Annotated in this window: 14 protein-coding genes; 5 read left to right on the top strand and 9 right to left on the bottom strand. The window is 71.0% G+C overall.

The features are described 5' to 3' along the window. Window positions 1-149: 149 nt before the first annotated feature. Both gabT and K3769_RS29270 read left to right on the top strand, forming a co-directional pair. A complete protein-coding gene (gene gabT, locus K3769_RS29280; RefSeq protein ID WP_267029258.1) occupies window positions 150-1,484 on the top strand; it encodes a 4-aminobutyrate--2-oxoglutarate transaminase in 1,335 nt (444 codons plus the stop codon). A gap of 638 nt (window positions 1,485-2,122) precedes the next feature. Continuing rightward, window positions 2,123-2,671, top strand: coding sequence for a phosphatase PAP2 family protein (locus tag K3769_RS29270; RefSeq protein WP_267029257.1), 549 nt, complete (start codon window positions 2,123-2,125; stop codon window positions 2,669-2,671). On the opposite strand, the gene K3769_RS29265 is transcribed toward K3769_RS29270, so the two are convergent. The 8 genes from K3769_RS29265 to K3769_RS29230 form a co-directional block, all read right to left on the bottom strand. After that, on the bottom strand, window positions 2,659-4,482 hold the full coding sequence (locus K3769_RS29265) for a chitinase (RefSeq protein ID WP_267029256.1): 1,824 nt from the start codon (window positions 4,480-4,482) through the stop codon (window positions 2,659-2,661). The genes K3769_RS29270 and K3769_RS29265 overlap by 13 nt on opposite strands. A gap of 101 nt (window positions 4,483-4,583) precedes the next feature. Beyond that, window positions 4,584-5,069 (bottom strand): hypothetical protein, encoded by a 486-nt coding sequence (locus K3769_RS29260; protein ID WP_267029255.1) that lies wholly within the window; start codon window positions 5,067-5,069, stop codon window positions 4,584-4,586. 115 nt (window positions 5,070-5,184) lie between these two features. After that, window positions 5,185-6,708, bottom strand: a complete 1,524-nt coding sequence (locus K3769_RS29255; RefSeq protein WP_267029254.1) for an NAD(P)/FAD-dependent oxidoreductase — start codon at window positions 6,706-6,708, stop codon at window positions 5,185-5,187. Further along, window positions 6,705-7,508 (bottom strand): ABC transporter permease, encoded by an 804-nt coding sequence (locus K3769_RS29250; RefSeq protein WP_267029253.1) that lies wholly within the window; start codon window positions 7,506-7,508, stop codon window positions 6,705-6,707. Before K3769_RS29250 ends, K3769_RS29255 begins: the two co-directional genes overlap by 4 nt. Continuing rightward, window positions 7,509-8,438, bottom strand: coding sequence for an ABC transporter permease (locus K3769_RS29245; RefSeq protein WP_267029252.1), 930 nt, complete (start codon window positions 8,436-8,438; stop codon window positions 7,509-7,511). After that, entirely contained in the window at window positions 8,438-9,574 is a 1,137-nt protein-coding gene (locus tag K3769_RS29240; protein WP_267031595.1) for an ABC transporter ATP-binding protein, read from the bottom strand. The genes K3769_RS29245 and K3769_RS29240 overlap by 1 nt, the downstream gene beginning before the upstream one ends. 113 nt (window positions 9,575-9,687) lie before the next feature. Continuing rightward, window positions 9,688-10,932 carry a polyamine ABC transporter substrate-binding protein gene (locus K3769_RS29235; RefSeq protein WP_267029251.1) on the bottom strand — a complete coding sequence of 415 codons (1,245 nt, stop codon included), beginning with the start codon at window positions 10,930-10,932 and terminating at the stop codon, window positions 9,688-9,690. A 50-nt stretch (window positions 10,933-10,982) separates the two neighbouring features. Beyond that, on the bottom strand, window positions 10,983-12,503 hold the full coding sequence (locus K3769_RS29230) for a gamma-aminobutyraldehyde dehydrogenase (protein ID WP_267029250.1): 1,521 nt from the start codon (window positions 12,501-12,503) through the stop codon (window positions 10,983-10,985). Window positions 12,504-12,711: 208 nt separating this feature from the next. Here K3769_RS29230 and ybiA point away from each other — a divergent pair, with 208 nt between their 5' ends. Continuing rightward, window positions 12,712-13,320 carry a riboflavin biosynthesis intermediates N-glycosidase gene (ybiA, locus tag K3769_RS29225; protein WP_267029249.1) on the top strand — a complete coding sequence of 203 codons (609 nt, stop codon included), beginning with the start codon at window positions 12,712-12,714 and terminating at the stop codon, window positions 13,318-13,320. Window positions 13,321-14,185: 865 nt separating this feature from the next. On the opposite strand, the gene K3769_RS29220 is transcribed toward ybiA, so the two are convergent. After that, window positions 14,186-14,500: a DUF4190 domain-containing protein gene (locus K3769_RS29220; protein WP_267029248.1), complete on the bottom strand. Its 315-nt coding sequence runs from the start codon at window positions 14,498-14,500 to the stop codon at window positions 14,186-14,188. Between the two features lie 463 nt (window positions 14,501-14,963). On the opposite strand from K3769_RS29220, the gene K3769_RS29215 reads away from it, so the two are divergent. Together K3769_RS29215 and K3769_RS29210 are read left to right on the top strand one after the other, a co-directional pair. Further along, window positions 14,964-16,163 (top strand): adenosine deaminase, encoded by a 1,200-nt coding sequence (locus tag K3769_RS29215; protein ID WP_372515061.1) that lies wholly within the window; start codon window positions 14,964-14,966, stop codon window positions 16,161-16,163. Window positions 16,164-16,188: 25 nt separating this feature from the next. Further along, the gene (locus K3769_RS29210) at window positions 16,189-16,872 is read left to right on the top strand and encodes a glycerophosphodiester phosphodiesterase (RefSeq protein ID WP_267029247.1); all 684 of its coding nucleotides are present in this window, start codon (window positions 16,189-16,191) and stop codon (window positions 16,870-16,872) included. The last annotated feature ends 22 nt before the right edge of the window (window positions 16,873-16,894 follow it).

Here is a 16,894-nt window from a genome sequence, read left to right as displayed (position 1 = left end):
CTTGGAGGTTCCCCGGCCGCGCCCTGTCCAACACGGACAAGCGGCTCCTCCGACACCGCCCGGATGGAGCATGCCCACGCCTCGCACCCGGCCCTAGCCTGCAGGGAAGGAAACCCGTCAGCCCGTCGCACGACCCCAGGGAGCCCCTCATGAGCGCAGTTCCGCAGGAGCGCCGCATCGTCACCGCCATTCCCGGCCCGAAGTCACAGGAACTGCAGGCCCGCCGCACCGCCGCGGTCGCTGCCGGTGTGGGGTCCGTGCTGCCCGTCTTCACCGCGCGCGCCGGTGGCGGCATCCTTGAGGACGTCGACGGCAACCGGCTCATCGACTTCGGTTCCGGTATCGCCGTGACCTCCGTCGGCGCCTCCGCCGAGGCCGTCGTACGCCGGGCCGCCGCCCAGCTCCAGGACTTCACCCACACCTGTTTCATGGTCACGCCGTACGAGGGTTACGTGGCCGTCGCCGAGGCGCTCGCCGAGCTGACCCCCGGGGACCACGCCAAGAAGAGCGCCCTGTTCAACAGCGGCGCCGAGGCCGTCGAGAACGCCGTGAAGATCGCCCGTGCCTACACCAAGCGGCAGGCGGTCGTCGTCTTCGACCACGGCTACCACGGGCGCACCAACCTCACGATGGCGCTGACCGCGAAGAACATGCCGTACAAGCACGGCTTCGGGCCGTTCGCACCCGAGGTCTACCGCGTCCCGGTGGCGTACGGCTACCGCTGGCCGACCGGTCCGGAGAACGCGGGCGCCGAGGCCGCCGCACAGGCCATCGACGAGATCACCAAGCAGGTCGGCCCGGACAACGTCGCCGCGATCATCATCGAGCCGGTGCTCGGCGAGGGCGGTTTCATCGAGCCCGCCAAGGGCTTCCTGCCGGCGCTCAGCGAGTTCGCGACCGCCAACGGCATCGTCTTCGTCGCCGACGAGATCCAGTCCGGGTTCTGCCGTACCGGCCAGTGGTTCGCGTGCGAGGACGAGGGCATCGTCCCGGACCTGATCACCACCGCCAAGGGCATCGCGGGCGGTCTGCCGCTGGCCGCAGTGACGGGCCGCGCCGAGATCATGGACGCCGCGCACGCGGGCGGTCTGGGCGGCACCTACGGCGGCAACCCGGTGGCCTGCGCCGGCGCGCTCGGCTCGATCGAGACGATGAGGGAACTGGACCTCAACGCGAGGGCGAAGAACATCGAGGCCGTCATGAAGGCCCGGCTGGGCGCGATGGCCGAGAAGTTCGACATCATCGGCGACGTCCGCGGGCGGGGCGCGATGATCGCGATCGAGCTGGTCAAGGACCGTACGACGAAGGAGCCGAACGCGGAGGCGACCGCCGCGCTCGCCAAGGCCTGCCACCAGGAGGGCCTGCTGGTCCTGACCTGTGGCACCTACGGGAACGTGCTGCGCTTCCTGCCCCCACTGGTCATCGGCGAGGATCTGCTGACCGAGGGGCTGGACATCATCGAGCAGGCCCTTGCCCGCATCTGATCGAGCAGGCTCTTGCCCGCATCTGAGCGCAGCCTCTCTCATCGGCCCACGGTCCGGGCCGTCCGTCGTGGCACAGGAGCGGAGCGTGTGAAGAAGGTGTGCGAGGTGCATGGCGGGAACGGAATCCGTCTGTCGGACGCCCTCGCGCTGTCGTAGGTTCTAGGCAGATGAGAGATGCACCCCGCCCACAGGGGACTGTGGGCGGTATCAGGACGGGGCCTCCCCAGCTTCGCCCTGGTCGTGCCTTCGCGCACACAACCGGAGCCTTGTGCTCCGGGTCTCCTCACCGATCGGACGGTCGCTCGCCCCAAACCCCCCGGGGCGCGCGACAACCCGATCAGAACCACCGAAGGGCTTGCACCTACCCCCCCTGGTGCAAGCCTTTCGGCGCGTCCGGGCCCCGACCGCCCACGCGGTTCCCCGCGCCCCTGACAGGGCCCGACCGGATGCTGCTGGCACGCTGTACCGCATGATCAGCGTTTCCGACAGCGGCAGCACCGACGAAGCCCCCGGCCGAGAGACGCCACCCCCGGATCCCACCCACTCCCCCACCCCTCCCTTGTCTCCCTCCTCCTCCCCCCTCTTCCTCCTCTCCCTTTTCGGTCTTCTCACCCTGGCAGGTCTGCGTCGACGGCCCGGTGCGCCGCGCCGACGAGCGGCTCGCGCGGACGGTCGAGGGAAGCCGCCTGCCGACGGGTGCCGCCGAGTTCCTCGCGGATCTCGGCAACGTCGCGGTCGCCGTCCCGGTGCTGGCCGCGGTCGCCGCGTACGTCGCGTGGCGGGCGCGGCGCGCGGCTCTCCCCCACTGGTGGCTGCCCCCGCTCGCGGCCCTGCTCACCATGGCCGCCGTGCCGCTCCTGGTCGTCCCGCTGAAGGAGGCCGTCGGCCGCACCGGCCCGCCCGGTATGGCGGGCGACGGCTACTACCCCTCGGGCCACACCGCCACGGCCGCCGTAGCGTACGGAGCCGCCGTCCTCCTCCTGCTGCCCTGGCTCCGCAACCGCTACCTGCGCCGCGAACTCACCATCGCCTGCCTGGTCCTGGTGGCAGCCGTGAGCCTCGGCCTGATCCGCCGCGGCTACCACTGGCCGCTGGACGTGGCGGGCAGCTGGTGTCTGAGCGCCCTGCTGCTGCTGGGACTCGCGCGGTTCCTGACCAGCAGCAGCAACGCCGCTCAGCCGAAGTAACCGTCGAAGTTCTTCGAGAACTCCCAGCCGGCGAAGCGGTCCCAGTTGATCGACCAGGTCATCAGGCCGCGCAGGGACGGCCAGGTGCCGTGCGGGGTGTATGAGCCGCAGTTCGTCTTCTTCGTCAGGCAGTCCAGGGACTTGTTCACCTCGCTCGGCGGTACGTGGCCGTTGCCCGCGTTCACCGAGGCCGGCATGCCGATGGCCACCTGGTCCGGGCGCAGCGGCGGGAAGACGTTGGCCGCGTCGCCCGCCACGGGGAAGCCCGTGAGGAGCATGTCGGTCATGGCGATGTGGAAGTCGGCTCCGCCCATGGAGTGGTACTGGTTGTCGAGGCCCATGACCGGGCCCGAGTTGTAGTCCTGGACGTGCAGGAGCGACAGGTCGTCGCGCAGGGCGTGGATGACCGGGAGGTACGCGCCGGCGCGCGGGTCCTGGCCGCCCCACTTGCCCGTCCCGTAGTACTGGTAGCCGAGTTGGACGAAGAACGTCTCCGGGGCCATCGTCAGGACGAAGTCGTCGCCGTACTTCGCCTTGAGGGTCTTGAGCGCCGAGACGAGGTTCACGATCACCGGGGTCTTCGGGTTCTTGAAGTCGGTGTCGTCGGCGTTCAGGGAGAGGGAGTGGCCTTCGAAGTCGATGTCCAGGCCGTCGAGCCCGTACGTGTCGATGATCTTCGAGACCGAGGTGACGAACGTGTCGCGGGCCGCCGCGGTCGTCAGCTGCACCTGGCCGTTCTGGCCGCCGATCGAGATGAGGACCTTCTTGCCGGCCGCCTGCTTCGCCTTGATCGCCGCCTTGAACTCGGCGTCGGACTCGACTCCGGGGCACTCGGCCGCCGGGCAGCGGTCGAAGCGGATGTCGCCCGAGGTCACGGAGGTCGGTTCGCCGAAGGCCAGATCGATGACGTCCCAGCTGTCCGGGACGTCGGCCATCCTCGTGTAGCCGGAGCCGTTGGCGAAGCTCGCGTGGAGGTAGCCGACCAGCGCGTGGGCGGGGAGGTCCGCCGGGTCGCCGCCGCCCGGCCCCGCGGCGGTGGTCGCCGTGACGGCCGGGGACTTCGCGGACTCCCCGGCCGCGTTCACGGCGGTGACCTGGAAGGAGTACGCCGTCGAGGGGGCGAGGCCGGTGACGGTGGCCGACGTGCCGGTCGCCGTCCGGTCCTTCGTTCCGTTGCGGTAGACCGCGTAGCCCGTCGCGCCCGGCACCGCCGGCCAGGACAGGCCGACGCCGGTGGACGTGACCGTGCCGACCGTGGGGGCGGCGGGTGCGGCCGGGGGCTGCACGGCGTCGCCGCCGGGGCCGACCAGGGAGATGTCGTCGGTGTGGTAGGCGCCGGTGCCGTACCAGCCGTGGGTGTAGATCGTGACGCTGGTGGTGGAGGGGCCGGTCCGGAAGGTGGTGGCGAGCCGCTGCCAGTCCGGTGCCGACTGGGTCCAGGCGGAGACGTCGGTGGTGCCGGTGCCGCTCGCGCCGAGGTAGACGTAGGAGCCGCGGACGTGCCCGGCGAGGGTGTACTGGGAGTCGGGCCTGACCGTCACGGTCTGCGCGCACCGTGCGTTGTCGCTGCCGGCCGGGGTCGCCCGCAGCGCGGAGGCCCCGCTGTGGACGGGCGAGCCGACGACGGAGCCCGCCGTGCAGGACCAGCCGTCCAGGCCGGTCTCGAACCCTCCGTTGCGGGCCAGGTCCGCGTCGGCCGCACGGGCGGCCGACGACAGTGCGGTCATCCCGGGCACGGCCAGGACGGTGGCCGCGCAGACGGCGAGGACGGATCTGTGAGCGGGTCTGCGGAGGGGTCTGGCGCGATCCACGGGTGCCTCCTGGCGTGGGGGAGAGGGAGGGAGGGAGCGCGCCCAACTTGGTCCAGACCAATTCTGTTGTCAAGACCTCCGGCAGCCGTCCGTCGCCGCGGTCACCCCGCGTCGAACCCGTCGCGGCCACCGGATCCTCCGCGGTCCCCGGTCGCCAGTCCCGCCGCCGCCTCGTGCATGGCCAGTTCCAGCAGCGCCGGGTCGGTGAGCGTGCCGGAGCCGTCCGGGGGGATCAGCCAGCGGACCCCGCCGGTCGAGCGCCCGGGATACGGGACGACGATCCACGTACCGCGCCCCGCCGTGCGCACCCCCGTGCCCAGCCAGCGCGCGGCCGTACCCGGCGGGACGAAGAAGCCCATGCGCGCGTCGCCGAAGTCGACGAGCACCGGACCTGGCTGGTCGAGCACGCGGGACAGCACGTCGAGCGTCGGATAGCCGAGCTGTCCCGGCAGGATGAGCACGTCCCAGACCCTGCCCGCCGGCAGCAGCGCGACCCCCGTCGGGTTGCGCTCCCACTCCCAGCGGCAGACGTCGGGATCCGGTGCCACGGATGCCAGCCACTCGACCGCCGTCCTGTGCCCTGTCATGGCGGAACCTTCCTCTCGCGTGTCGACGCCGGTCGCGTCACAGGAGAGAGAGGGAGGTCCGGGCCGTGCATTACGCGGCTTTCGGCAACAAATTGCCGGCGAGCCGCCACTGCCCTCAGCTGTCGAAGCCGAGGCCCACCCGGTCCATGGTCCGCAGCCACAGATTGCGCCGGCCGCCGTGCGCGTCCGCCCGGGCGAGGGACCACTTGGTGAGCGCGATGCCCGTCCACGCGAACGGCTCCGGCGGGAACGGCAGCGGTTTCCTGCGGACCATCTCCAGCGCCGTACGCTCCGTGCGCTCCCCCGCCAGCAGGTCGAGCATCACGTCCGCGCCGAACCGGGTCGCGCCGACACCGAGGCCCGTGTAGCCGGCCGCGTAGGCGACCCGGCCCCCGTGCGCGGTGCCGAAGAAGGCCGAGAAGCGGGAGCACGTGTCGATCGCGCCGCCCCAGGCGTGGGTGAAGCGGACGCCCTCCAGCTGCGGGAAGCAGGTGAAGAAGTGCCCGGCGAGCTTCGCGTACGTGTCCGGCCGGTCGTCGTACTCGGCGCGCACCCGGCCGCCGTACGGGTACACCGCGTCGTAGCCGCCCCACAGGATCCGGTTGTCGGCGGACAGCCGGAAGTAGTGGAACTGGTTCGCCGAGTCCCCGAGCCCCTGCCGGTTCTTCCAGCCGATCGAGTCGAGCTGCCCGGCGGTCAGCGGCTCGGTCATCAGCGCGTAGTCGTAGACCGGCACGGTGTACGGGCGCACGCGCTTGACCAGGTTCGGGAAGATGTTCGTACCGAGGGCGACCCGGCGGGCGCGCACGCTCCCGTACGGCGTGCGTACGGCCATGCCCGCGCCGTACGCCTTCAGGGTGAGCGCGGGCGTGTTCTCGTACACGCGCACCCCGAGGCCGACACAGGCGCGTTTGAGGCCCCAGGCGAGTCTGGCGGGGTGCAGCATGGCGACGCCCCGGCGGTCGTACAGGCCGCCGAGGAAGGTGGGCGAGTCCACCTGCTCCCGTACGGCATCGGTGTCCAGGTACTCGACGCCGTCGGCGAGGCCCCGCTCCTTCAGCTCCTCGTGCCAGTCGCGCAGTTCGGCCGCCTGGTACGGCGCGGTCGCCACGTCGATCTCGCCGGTGCGCTCGAAGTCGCAGTCGAGGGAGTAGCGGGCGACGGTCGCCTCGATGCCGTCGAGGTTGCGGGCGCCCAGCTCTTCCAGCTTGTGGATCTCGTCGGGCCAGCGGGTCAGGCCGTTGGCCAGGCCGTGGGTGAGGGAGGCGGCGCAGAATCCGCCGTTGCGGCCCGAGGCGGCCCAGCCCACCTCGCGGCCCTCCAGCAGGACCACCTCGCGCGCGGGATCGCGCTCCTTGGCGAGGAGCGCGGTCCACAGTCCGCTGTAGCCACCGCCGACGACGAGCAGGTCACAGGTCTCGGCGGCGGTGAGCGCGGGCTCGGGGCGGGGCTTGGCGGGGTCGTCCAGCCAGTACGAGAGCGGCTGGGCGTCGGCCAGCGACGTCGCCCAATTCTTTTCGGCCCGGCCGTCGGTCCGGCCGTCGGTCCGGCCGTCGGTCCGGCCGTCGGTCCGGCCGTCGGTCCGGCCGTCGGTCCGGCCGTCGTTTCGGTTTCGGTCTCGGCTGCGGTCTCGGCTCATGACGCCTTTTGCCGGTTGCGGCGGTTGCTGATGACCATTCCGGCCAGCACGAACAGTACGGCGATGAGGAACATGGCCGTACCGATGACATTGATCTGAACGGGTGTTCCGCGCTGTGCGGAACCCCAGACGAACATCGGGAACGTGACGGTCGAACCGGCGTTGAAATTGGTGATGATGAAATCGTCGAAGGAGAGCGCGAAGGCGAGCAGCGCTCCCGCGGCGATACCGGGCGCGGCGATGGGCAGCGTGACGCGCAGGAAGGTCTGCAGGGGACCCGCGTACAGGTCCTGCGCGGCCTGTTCCAGGCGCGGGTCCATGGACATCACGCGTGCCTTGACGGCGGTGACCACGAAGCTCAGACAGAACATGATGTGGGCGATGAGGATCGTCCAGAAGCCCAGCTGGGCGCCCAGGTTGAGGAAGAGCGTGAGCAGCGAGGCGGCCATGACGACCTCGGGCATCGCCATCGGGAGGAAGATCAGCGAGTTCACGGCGCCGCGTGCGCGGAAGCGGTAGCGGACCAGCGCGAAGGCGATCATCGTGCCGAGGACGGTGGCGCCCGCCGTCGCCCAGGCGGCGATCTGCAGGCTCAGCGAGAGCGAGCCGCAGAGGTCGGCGACCCCGCAGGGATCGGTCCAGGCGTCCGTGGAGAACTGCTGCCATTCGTAGTTGAAGCGCCCCTTCGGATTGTTGAAGGAGAAGACGGTGACGACGATGTTGGGCAGCAGCAGATATCCGAGGGCCAGCAGACCCGCGATGACGACGAGACGGCTTCTGAACCAGCGCAAGAGGCCCATCTAGACCAGATCCTCCGTCCCGGACTTGCGGATGTAGAGCGTGACGATCGCCAGAATTCCCGCCATGAGGAGGAAGGAGAGAGCGGCGGCCGTCGGATAGTCGAGAATGCGCAGGAACTGCGTCTGGATGACGTTTCCGACCATGCGGGTGTCGGTGGAGCCGAGCAGATCGGCGTTCACGTAGTCGCCGCTCGCCGGGATGAACGTGAGCAGTGTCCCGGAGACGACGCCGGGCATCGACAGCGGGAACGTCACCTTGCGGAAGGTCGTGAAGGGCCGCGCGTACAGATCACCGGCCGCCTCGTGCAGCCGCCCGTCGATGCGTTCGAGGGAGGTGTAGAGCGGCAGGATCATGAACGGCAGGAAGTTGTACGTGAGGCCGCAGATCACCGCGAGCGGGGTGGCCAGGACGCGGTCGCCCGCGGTGATGCCGAGCCAGCTGGTGACGTCCAGGACGTGGAGCGTGTTGAGGGCACCGACGACCGGGCCGCTGTCCGCGAGGATCGTCTTCCAGGCGAGCGTGCGGATCAGGAAGCTGGTGAAGAAGGGCGCGATGACCAGGATCAGGATCAGGTTGCGCCAGCGGCCCGCGCGGAACGCGATGAGATACGCGAGCGGGTAACCGAGCAGCAGACACAGCATCGTGGCGGTGCCGGCGTAGGCGATGGAGCGCAGGAACTGCGGCCAGTAGTCGGCCACCGCGTCCCAGTACGTCGCGAAGTGCCAGGTGACCTGGTAGCCGTCCTCCAGGGAGCCCGTCTGCACGGACGTGGACGCCTGGTAGACCATCGGCAGCGCGAAGAAGACGACCAGCCAGAGGATGCCGGGGAGCAGCAGCCAGTACGGGGTGAGGCGGCCTCTCTTCCGAGGAGGGCGCTCCTTCGGGGCGGGCGCGGGCGCCAGGGGTGGCGCTTCGGTAACCGTCGCCATCAGGCCGCCACCCCCTCGTCCGGCCCGACGGTCTCGATGCCCGCGTCGATGTCCTGGCCGGCGTCGAGGCCGAAGGTGTGCGCCGGGTTCCAGTGCAGGACGACCTCCGCGCCGGGTACGAGCCGGGGGTCGCGGTCGATGTTCTGGGCGTAGACCTCGAACTCCGGGCAGACCGGGCTGTCGATGACGTACTGCGTGGAGACGCCGATGAAACTGGAGTCGGCGATCGTGCCGGTGATGCGGTTGCGGCCCGCCGGGATCTCGCCGGCCTCGTCGGCGTGCGTGAGGCTGATCTTCTCGGGGCGGACCCCGACCAGGACCTTTCCACCGGTCGTGGTGGACGCCGAACATCGCGCTCCGGGCAGGACGAGCTTGCAGTCACCCGCCCTGAGGACGATCTCGTCGCCGCTCCTGGCGTCGACCTCGGCCTCGATGAGGTTGGAGGTGCCGAGGAAGTTGGCGACGAAGGTGGTCTGCGGGTTCTCGTAGAGGTCGGCGGGCGAGCCGAGCTGCTCGACCCGGCCCGCGTTCATCACGGCGACCGAGTCCGCCATCGTCATGGCCTCCTCCTGGTCGTGCGTGACATGGATGAAGGTGATGCCGACCTCGGTCTGGATGCGCTTGAGCTCCAGCTGCATCTGGCGGCGCAGCTTGAGGTCGAGGGCGCCGAGGGGCTCGTCGAGGAGGAGCACCTTGGGGGTGTTGATCAGCGCGCGGGCGACGGCGACGCGCTGCTGCTGGCCGCCGGAGAGCTGGTGCGGCTTCTTGCGGGCCTGCTCGCCGAGCTGGACCAGGTCGAGCATCTCGCCGACCTGCTTCTTCACCGACTTGATGCCGCGCCGGCGCAGCCCGAAGGCGACGTTCTCGAAGATGTCGAGGTGCGGGAAGAGGGCGTACGACTGGAAGACGGTGTTCACGGGCCGCTTGTAGGGGGGCAGGTTCGTCACGTCCTGCGTGCCGAGGAAGACCGTTCCGGAGGAAGGTTCCTCCAGGCCGGCGATCATGCGCAGGGTGGTGGTCTTGCCGCAGCCCGACGCGCCCAGGAGGGCGAAGAACGACCCCTGGGGCACGGTCAGATCGAGCGGCCGGACGGCGGTGAAGGAGCCGTAGGTCTTGCTGATGCCGGAGAGGCGCACATCGCCGCCGCCCTCCGCGTCGCTGCCCGCGGCCGTCTTCGCCTCGCCCTTCGCGCCGCTTTTCGCGTCGCCCTTGGCGCCGCTCTTGGCACTGTTGTTGGTGGTCACGGTGATCACGCCCCCGTCAGCTTCGCGAACTTCTCTTCGTACGCCGTCTCTTCCTTCGCGCTCAGCGAGCGGAAGGCGTGGGACGCGCCCGCCATGGCGGCGTCGGGAATGATCAGCGGGTTGTCGGCCGCCGACTTGTCGATCTTCGCCAGTTCGGCCTTCACACCGTCGACGGGACAGACGTAGTTGATGTACGCGGCCAGCTGCGCGGCGGGGCGGGGCTCGTAGTAGTAGTCGATGAGCCGCTCGGCGTTGGCCTTGTGCCGCGCCTTGTTGGGGACCAGCAGGTTGTCCGAGGAGATCATGTAGCCGCTGTCCGGGATGACGAAGTCGATGTCCGGGCTGTCCGCCTTGAGCTGGACGACGTCACCGGCCCAGGCGACACAGGCCGCGAGGTCGCCCTTGGTGAGGTCGGACGTGTAGTCGTTGCCGGTGAAGCGGCGGATCTGGCCCTTGTCGACGGCCTTCTGCAGCCGGGCGATCGCCGCGTCGAAGTCGTCGTCGGTGAACTTCGCCGGGTCCTTGCCGAGATCGAGCAGCGTCATCCCGATGCTGTCGCGCATCTCGGAGAGGAAGGCGATGCGCCCCTTGAGCTTGGGGTTGTCGAGCATGTCGGAGAGGGACGTGACCTCCACACCGTCCAGCGCCTTCTTGTTGTAGGCGATGACGGTGGGGATACCGGTCCAGGGATACGAGTAGGCGCGTCCCGGGTCCCAGTCGGGGGTGCGGAACTGCTGGGAGAGGTTGGCGTAGGCGTGCGGCAGGTTGGACGCGTCCAGTTTCTGCACCCAGCCGAACCGGATCAGCCGGGCGGCCAGCCAGTCGGTGACGCAGATGAGGTCGCGCCCGGTGTCCTGGCCCGCCGCGAGCTGCGGCTTGAGCTTGCCGAAGAACTCGACGTTGTCGTTGATGTCCTCGGTGTACTTGACCTTGATGCCGGTGCGTTCGGCGAACGTGTCGAGCGTCGGGTGCCGCTTCTCGCTGTCGTCGACGTCCATGTACTCGGTCCAGTTGGAGAAGTTGATCCGCTTCTCCTTCGCCGAGTGGTCCTCGGACGAGACGCCCGCGGTGTTCTTCGCGGCCGGGATCCCGCAGGCGCTCAGGGTCCCGAGTCCGCCGAGGGCGAGTGCGCCGCCCGTCGAGGCGCGCAGCAGCGAACGGCGGCTGAGGGAGGCCCTGCCGTTGCGCAGGCCGCGCCGCACGGCGGCCAGTCGGGCCGGGGACAGTTGGTCGGGCTCGTACTGCTCCATGCTCGTGGTGCCCTTTCGGGAGGTTTCGGCCCGGTCCGGGCCGATGGCGACTAACGGTCCCCGAAGATCGTGCGGTGCCAGTCCTTCCTGGCCACCGCGGTGTTGTCGAACATGACGTGCTTGATCTGTGTGTACTCCTCGAACGAGTACGAGGACATGTCCTTGCCGAAGCCGGACGCCTTGTACCCGCCGTGGGGCATCTCGCTGATGATCGGGATGTGGTCGTTGACCCAGACACAGCCCGCCCTGATCTCGCGCGTGGCCCGGTTCGCCCGGTACACGTCACGGCTCCAGGCGGAGGCCGCGAGACCGTACGGGGTGTCGTTGGCGAGGCGGATGCCTTCGTCGTCGCTGTCGAAGGGGACGACCACCAGGACCGGGCCGAAGATCTCGGACTGCACGATCTCGCTGTCCTGCGCGGCGTCGGCGATCAGGGTCGGCCGGTAGTACGCGCCGTGCTCAAGGCCCTTCGGGATCTCGCCGCCGGTGACCACGCGCGCGTAGGAGCGCGCCCGGTCGACGAACCCGGCGACCCGGTCGCGCTGGGCGACGGAGATCAGCGGCCCGAGGTCGGTGTCCGGGGCGAACGGGTCGCCGAGCCGGACGCTCTCCATCAGCTCCGCGGTCCTGGAGACGAACTCTTCGTAGAGGGGCCTCTGCACGTACGCGCGCGTGGCGGCCGTGCAGTCCTGGCCCGTGTTGATGAGCGCGCCCGCGACCGCGCCGTGCACGGCGGCCTCCAGGTCGGCGTCGTCGAAGACCACGAAGGGGGCCTTGCCGCCGAGTTCCAGGTGGAGGCGCTTGACGGTGGCGGTGGCGATCTCCGCGACGCGCCTGCCGACGGCGGTGGACCCGGTGAAGGAGGTCATGACGACGTCCGGGTGCCCGACCAGGTGCTCACCGGCGTCCCTGCCCGCCCCCGTGACGATGTTGACGACCCCGTCCGGGATGCCGGCCGCGGTCGCCGCCTCGGCGAACAGGAGGGAGGTGAAGGGGGTCAGCTCGGCGGGCTTGAGGACGATCGTGTTGCCGGCGGCGATCGCCGGGAGGACCTTCCAGGCGGCCATCTGGAGGGGATAGTTCCAGGGGGCGATGGAGCCGACGACCCCGATCGGCTCCCTCCGTACGTACGAGGTGTGGTCGCCGGAGTACTCACCGGCGGACTGCCCCTGAAGTTGCCGTGCCGCGCCCGCGAAGAAGGCGGTGTTGTCGATCGTGCCCGGGACGTCGAAGTCCCTGCTGAGCTTGATCGGCTTGCCGCACTGCAGGGACTCCGCCTGTGCGAACTCCTCGGCGCGCTCGGCGAGCACGGCGGCGAAGCGGTGCAGGGCGTCGGAGCGCTCGCCCGGGGTGGCGCCGGACCAGCCGGGGAACGCCTCCCGCGCGGCCTCGACCGCCGCGTCCACGTCCGCCGGGCCGGCCAGCTCGTACGTGTGGAGGTCGTCGCCGGTAGCGGGGTCGACGACGGTGTGGCCGCGGCCTGACGTGCCGTTGGCCGGCCGGCCCGCGATGTACTGGGCGCCGTCCGCGAAGCGGTCCCGCGCTCGGAAGCGATGGCCCGGACTGTGCATGTCGCTCTCCTCCGCCGCACTCCCCCGACCCGAGGGGGTCGGCGTAGCTCCAGCTCGATTTGAGTGCCGATCCTGACAGAGCGATGGGGCTCCAACAAGTGATTCCGTTGTTGCCATTTGGTTACGCGACGGAATCTGTCGACCAGGTGTCGAGTCGCTGAGGAAAAGGCGGGACGGATTGTCAGTGGTGCGTGCCAGACTCGCGTGCATGGGGGAGATCCAAGCGGGGATCACGTCCCGGGAGGCGCTGGTCAGCGCGGTCCGGGCCGGGGCGAAGGTCAAGTACCTGTACTTCTGGGGGCACCGGCCGCGGGCCGACGGGCGGATCGGGTCGAGCTGTCTGAGCCAGTGGTGGCCGTCGCCGTTCACGGTGGACGGGGTGGAGTACCGCACGGCGGAGCACTGGATGATGGCGCGCAAGGCGCGGCTCTTCGGTGACGCGGAGGCAGAGCGGCGGGCGCTGGACGCGCCGAATCCGGCGCTCGCGAAGAAGGCGGGGCGGCTGGTCCGGGGGTTCGACGAGGGCGTGTGGGAGCGGGAGCGGTTCGGGATCGTGGTGGAGGGAAGCGTGGCGAAGTTCGCGTCCGACGACGAACTCCGCGGGTTCCTGGTGGGGACCGGCGAGCGAAGCGAGATGGGGGTCCCCCCGGCCGAAGGGTGGGGGAGGGTCTTGGTCGAGGCCAGCCCCGTGGACCGGGTCTGGGGCATCGGGCTGGCCGCGGACGACGAACGGGCGTCCGACCCGGCGCGCTGGCTGGGCCCGAACTTGTTGGGCTTCGCCCTGATGGCAGCGAGGAGACGCTTGCAGGCGGCCTGACCGGCCCCTGCGGGGCCCCTGCCGGGGGGGGCGGGCGGGCGCGGCTGGACGGGTGGGTGGGTCCCTGCGGGCCGGGGCGGGGCGGGTGAGGTGCTTGGCTTCCTGCAGCCCGGCGCAGGTGGGGCGCGTGGCTACCTACAGCCCGGCGTGGGTGAGCGATGTGGCATCGCGCGGGCCCACCGGGGCTGAACGCGCAGTTCCCCGCGCCCCTGAAGGGGCACGACAGCGCTGCCGCCCGGGCCGGAGCACGTGGGGTGCCTCATGCGGCCCGGCGCGGGTGGGGCACGTGCTCCCTGCAGCCCGGTGCCGGTGAGCCACGTGGCATCGTGCGGGCCCGCCAGGGCCGGACGCGCAGTTCCCCGCGCCCCTGAAGGGGCACGACAGGGCTCCCGCCCGGGCCGGAGCACGTGGGGTGCCTCATGCGGCCCGGCGCGGGTGGGGCACGTGCTCCCTACAGCCCGCCGCGGATGAGCGAAGTGGCATCGAGCGGGCCGACCGGGGCTGAACGCGCGCAGTTCCGCGCCCCTGAAGGGGCACGACAGCGCTGCCGCCCGGGCCGGAGCACGTGGGGTGCCTCATGCGGCCCGACAAGTGGGGCACGTGCTCCCTACAGCCCGGTGCCGGTGAGCCACGTGGCATCGTGCGGGCCCGCCAGGGCTGGACGCGCAGTTCCCCGCGCCCCTGAAGGGGCACGACGGGGCTCCCGCCCGCGCCGGAGCACGTGGGTGCGTGCTCCATGCGGCTCGGCGCGGGTGGGGCGGGGTGTTTTTAGGGGCGCGGGGAACTGCGCGGGTCACCCCGGCTTAGCCGCGCTTGTCCGTCCACCAGGGCCATTCCCAGGGGCGCGGGGAACGGCGCAAAACCCTCACCCGGCCGCCGTCAACGACGTGCTGAAGCCCTCGCCGCCCGTCCCCGAGTCATCGTTCTCCGTGTCCGACAGGACCAGGATCACCACCAGGAAGGCGATGCCCAGCGCGACACCGACCGCCCCGCAGATGATCCCCGCCAACGCCTGCCCCGCATTCGTCGCCTGCCCCCGCCGAGCCCTCCCCCGCCCGATCCCCCCGAAGACCAGCGCGAGAACCCCGCACACGAGCGCCACCGGCCACAGGCAGAACCCGACCGCCGCGACGATCCCGAGCACCAGCGACGCGGTCCCCAGCCCATTGCTCGGCGCCATGGGCATCCCCGGCATCCCCGGCATCCCGGGCCACCCGTAACCGGGCCCGCCCTGCACGGGGTAAGCCGGATGGCCATACGCATGCCCGTGATCGTGACCGTGCGCAGGTCCATGTCCGTGCACCGGGCCAGGACCAGGACCAGGTCCGTACCCGTACCCGTACCCGTACGGCGTCTGCCCCGGCCCGCCCGGCGCGATGGGCGGCGGCGGAACCGCGGAGGCCCCCGGAGCCGCGTACGGGTCCGGCGCCGCCGGGAACGACATCACGGTCTGCCGGTCGTGCACCGAGTCCGGCCCGGACCCCCGCGAGCCTCCCGCGTCCACCGGCGGAGCCCAAGGATTCGCCTCGGGCGGCTCGACCGGCGGCTTGCCCAGCGACACCTTCCGCGGCTCGTCGGCCGGCCCACCCGATGCCTGCGCGTCCTCGGACATGCGCGGAGTCCCCTCTGTCGTACGTGGCGTCATGCTAAGGCCCAAGCCTCCCCCGCGCGGCCCGCCGCCCGCGGCCTACGATGATCCTCGAAGCACCGCACCACCGCACCACCGCACCACCGCACCACCGCATGACCGCACCACCGATCAGCCGATCACCCGCCGCACCCCGGCCCGGCGCCGTTCCTGGGGAGGAACCTTGACCGACCTGCACGCCTTCATCGCCGGACTGCCCAAGGCCGAACTGCACGTCCACCACGTCGGCTCCGCCTCCCCCCGGATCGTCTCCGAGCTGGCGGCCCGCCACCCCGACTCCAAGGTGCCCACGGACCCCGAGGCCCTGGTCGACTACTTCACGTTCACGGACTTCGCCCACTTCATCGACGTGTACCTGTCCGTCGTGGACCTCATCCGCACCCCCGAGGACGTCCGCCTCCTCACGTACGAGGTCGCCCGCGACATGGCCCGGCAGCGGATCCGCTACGCCGAGCTGACGCTCACGCCGTTCTCGTCGACCCGCCGCGGTATCGACGAGGGCGCCTTCATGGACGCCATCGAGGACGCCCGCAAGGCCGCCGAAGCCGACTTCGGCACCGTCCTGCGCTGGTGCTTCGACATCCCCGGCGAGGCTGGACTCGAATCCGCCGAGGAGACGGTCCGGCTCGCCACCACCGACAAGCTCCGCCCGGAGGGCCTGGTCTCCTTCGGGCTCGGCGGCCCCGAGATCGGCGTACCCCGGCCGCAGTTCAAGCCGTACTTCGACCGGGCGATCGCGGCCGGCCTGCACTCCGTGCCGCACGCGGGCGAGACGACGGGCCCGCAGACGGTCTGGGACGCACTGACGGACCTGCGCGCCGAGCGCATCGGCCACGGCACCAGCTCCGCCCAGGATCCCAAGCTCCTCGCGCACCTCGCCGAGCACCGCGTCCCGCTGGAGGTGTGCCCCACCTCGAACATCGCCACCCGCGCGGTCCGCACCCTCGACGAGCACCCCCTCAAGGCGTTCGTGGACGCGGGCGTCGTCGTCACGATCAACTCCGACGACCCGCCGATGTTCGGCACCGACCTCAACAACGAGTACGCCGTCGCCGCCCGCCTCCTCGACCTCGACGAGCGGGGTCTGGCCGAGCTCGCCAAGAACGCCGTCGACGTCTCCTTCCTGGACGCCCCCGGCAAGGCGGCCCTGTCCGCGGAGATCGACGCGTACACCGCCGGGTGGCTCGCGCCCTGAGCCGGCGCACCAGCACAATGGGCCGATGCGTACCGTGACTGCCGTGGCCCATCGCGGCGACCCCTACCGCGTCCGTGAGAACACGCTCGACTCCCTGCGTTCCGCGCTCCGACGGGGCGCGGACGCCGTCGAGATCGACGTCCGGCCGACCCGGGACGACGTGCCCGTGCTGCTGCACGACGCCACGCTGAAGCGGCTGTGGGAACAGGACCGGCCGCTGCGCTCGCTCTCCGCCGACGAGGTGCGGGGGCTGACCTCGGGCGGGATTCCCACGCTGGAGGAGGCCCTCAAGGCGACGGACGAGGGCCGGCTCATGATCGACCTGCCCGGTCCGGCGGACGCCCGCGTCGTCCGCCGGATCATCGGTGTCGTCCGGGACTTCGGCGCCGAGGAGCGCGTGTACTACTGCGCGGGGGCCGCCGCCATGCTCGCCGTCCGCGCGGCCGACCCCGCCGCCGAGATCGCCCTCACCTGGACGAGCCTCGCCCCGCCGCGGCCCGCGCTGCTGGACGCCGTACGGCCCCGGTGGCTCAACTACCGCTTCGGGCTGGTGGACCGCGACCTCGTCGACCGGGTCCACCGAGACGGGTATCTGGTCTCGGTGTGGACGCCCGACACCCGGCGGTCCATGCGGCGGCTCCTCGAGGCGGGCGTCGACTCGATCACGACGAACCGCGTCGACACCCTCCGCACCCTGAGCCCGTCCTGAGCCCGTCCTGGGGGCGGACAAG

The organism is Streptomyces ortus (assembly GCF_026341275.1).
In the GTDB taxonomy this organism is placed as follows: domain Bacteria; phylum Actinomycetota; class Actinomycetes; order Streptomycetales; family Streptomycetaceae; genus Streptomyces; species Streptomyces ortus.
This window is presented reverse-complemented; position numbering and strand designations above follow the sequence as displayed.

Coding starts and splice junctions, on each gene's coding strand:
- K3769_RS29250 (WP_267029253.1), bottom strand. CDS start 7,508: ATGGGCCTCTTGCGCTGGTTCAGAAGCCGTCTCGTCGTCATCGCGGGT.
- K3769_RS29230 (WP_267029250.1), bottom strand. CDS start 12,503: ATGCACAGTCCGGGCCATCGCTTCCGAGCGCGGGACCGCTTCGCGGAC.
- K3769_RS29245 (WP_267029252.1), bottom strand. CDS start 8,438: ATGGCGACGGTTACCGAAGCGCCACCCCTGGCGCCCGCGCCCGCCCCG.
- ybiA (WP_267029249.1), top strand. CDS start 12,712: ATGGGGGAGATCCAAGCGGGGATCACGTCCCGGGAGGCGCTGGTCAGC.
- K3769_RS29255 (WP_267029254.1), bottom strand. CDS start 6,708: ATGAGCCGAGACCGCAGCCGAGACCGAAACCGAAACGACGGCCGGACC.
- K3769_RS29210 (WP_267029247.1), top strand. CDS start 16,189: ATGCGTACCGTGACTGCCGTGGCCCATCGCGGCGACCCCTACCGCGTC.
- K3769_RS29235 (WP_267029251.1), bottom strand. CDS start 10,932: ATGGAGCAGTACGAGCCCGACCAACTGTCCCCGGCCCGACTGGCCGCC.
- K3769_RS29215 (WP_372515061.1), top strand. CDS start 14,964: ATGCTAAGGCCCAAGCCTCCCCCGCGCGGCCCGCCGCCCGCGGCCTAC.
- K3769_RS29260 (WP_267029255.1), bottom strand. CDS start 5,069: ATGACAGGGCACAGGACGGCGGTCGAGTGGCTGGCATCCGTGGCACCG.
- K3769_RS29220 (WP_267029248.1), bottom strand. CDS start 14,500: ATGGCGCCGAGCAATGGGCTGGGGACCGCGTCGCTGGTGCTCGGGATC.
- gabT (WP_267029258.1), top strand. CDS start 150: ATGAGCGCAGTTCCGCAGGAGCGCCGCATCGTCACCGCCATTCCCGGC.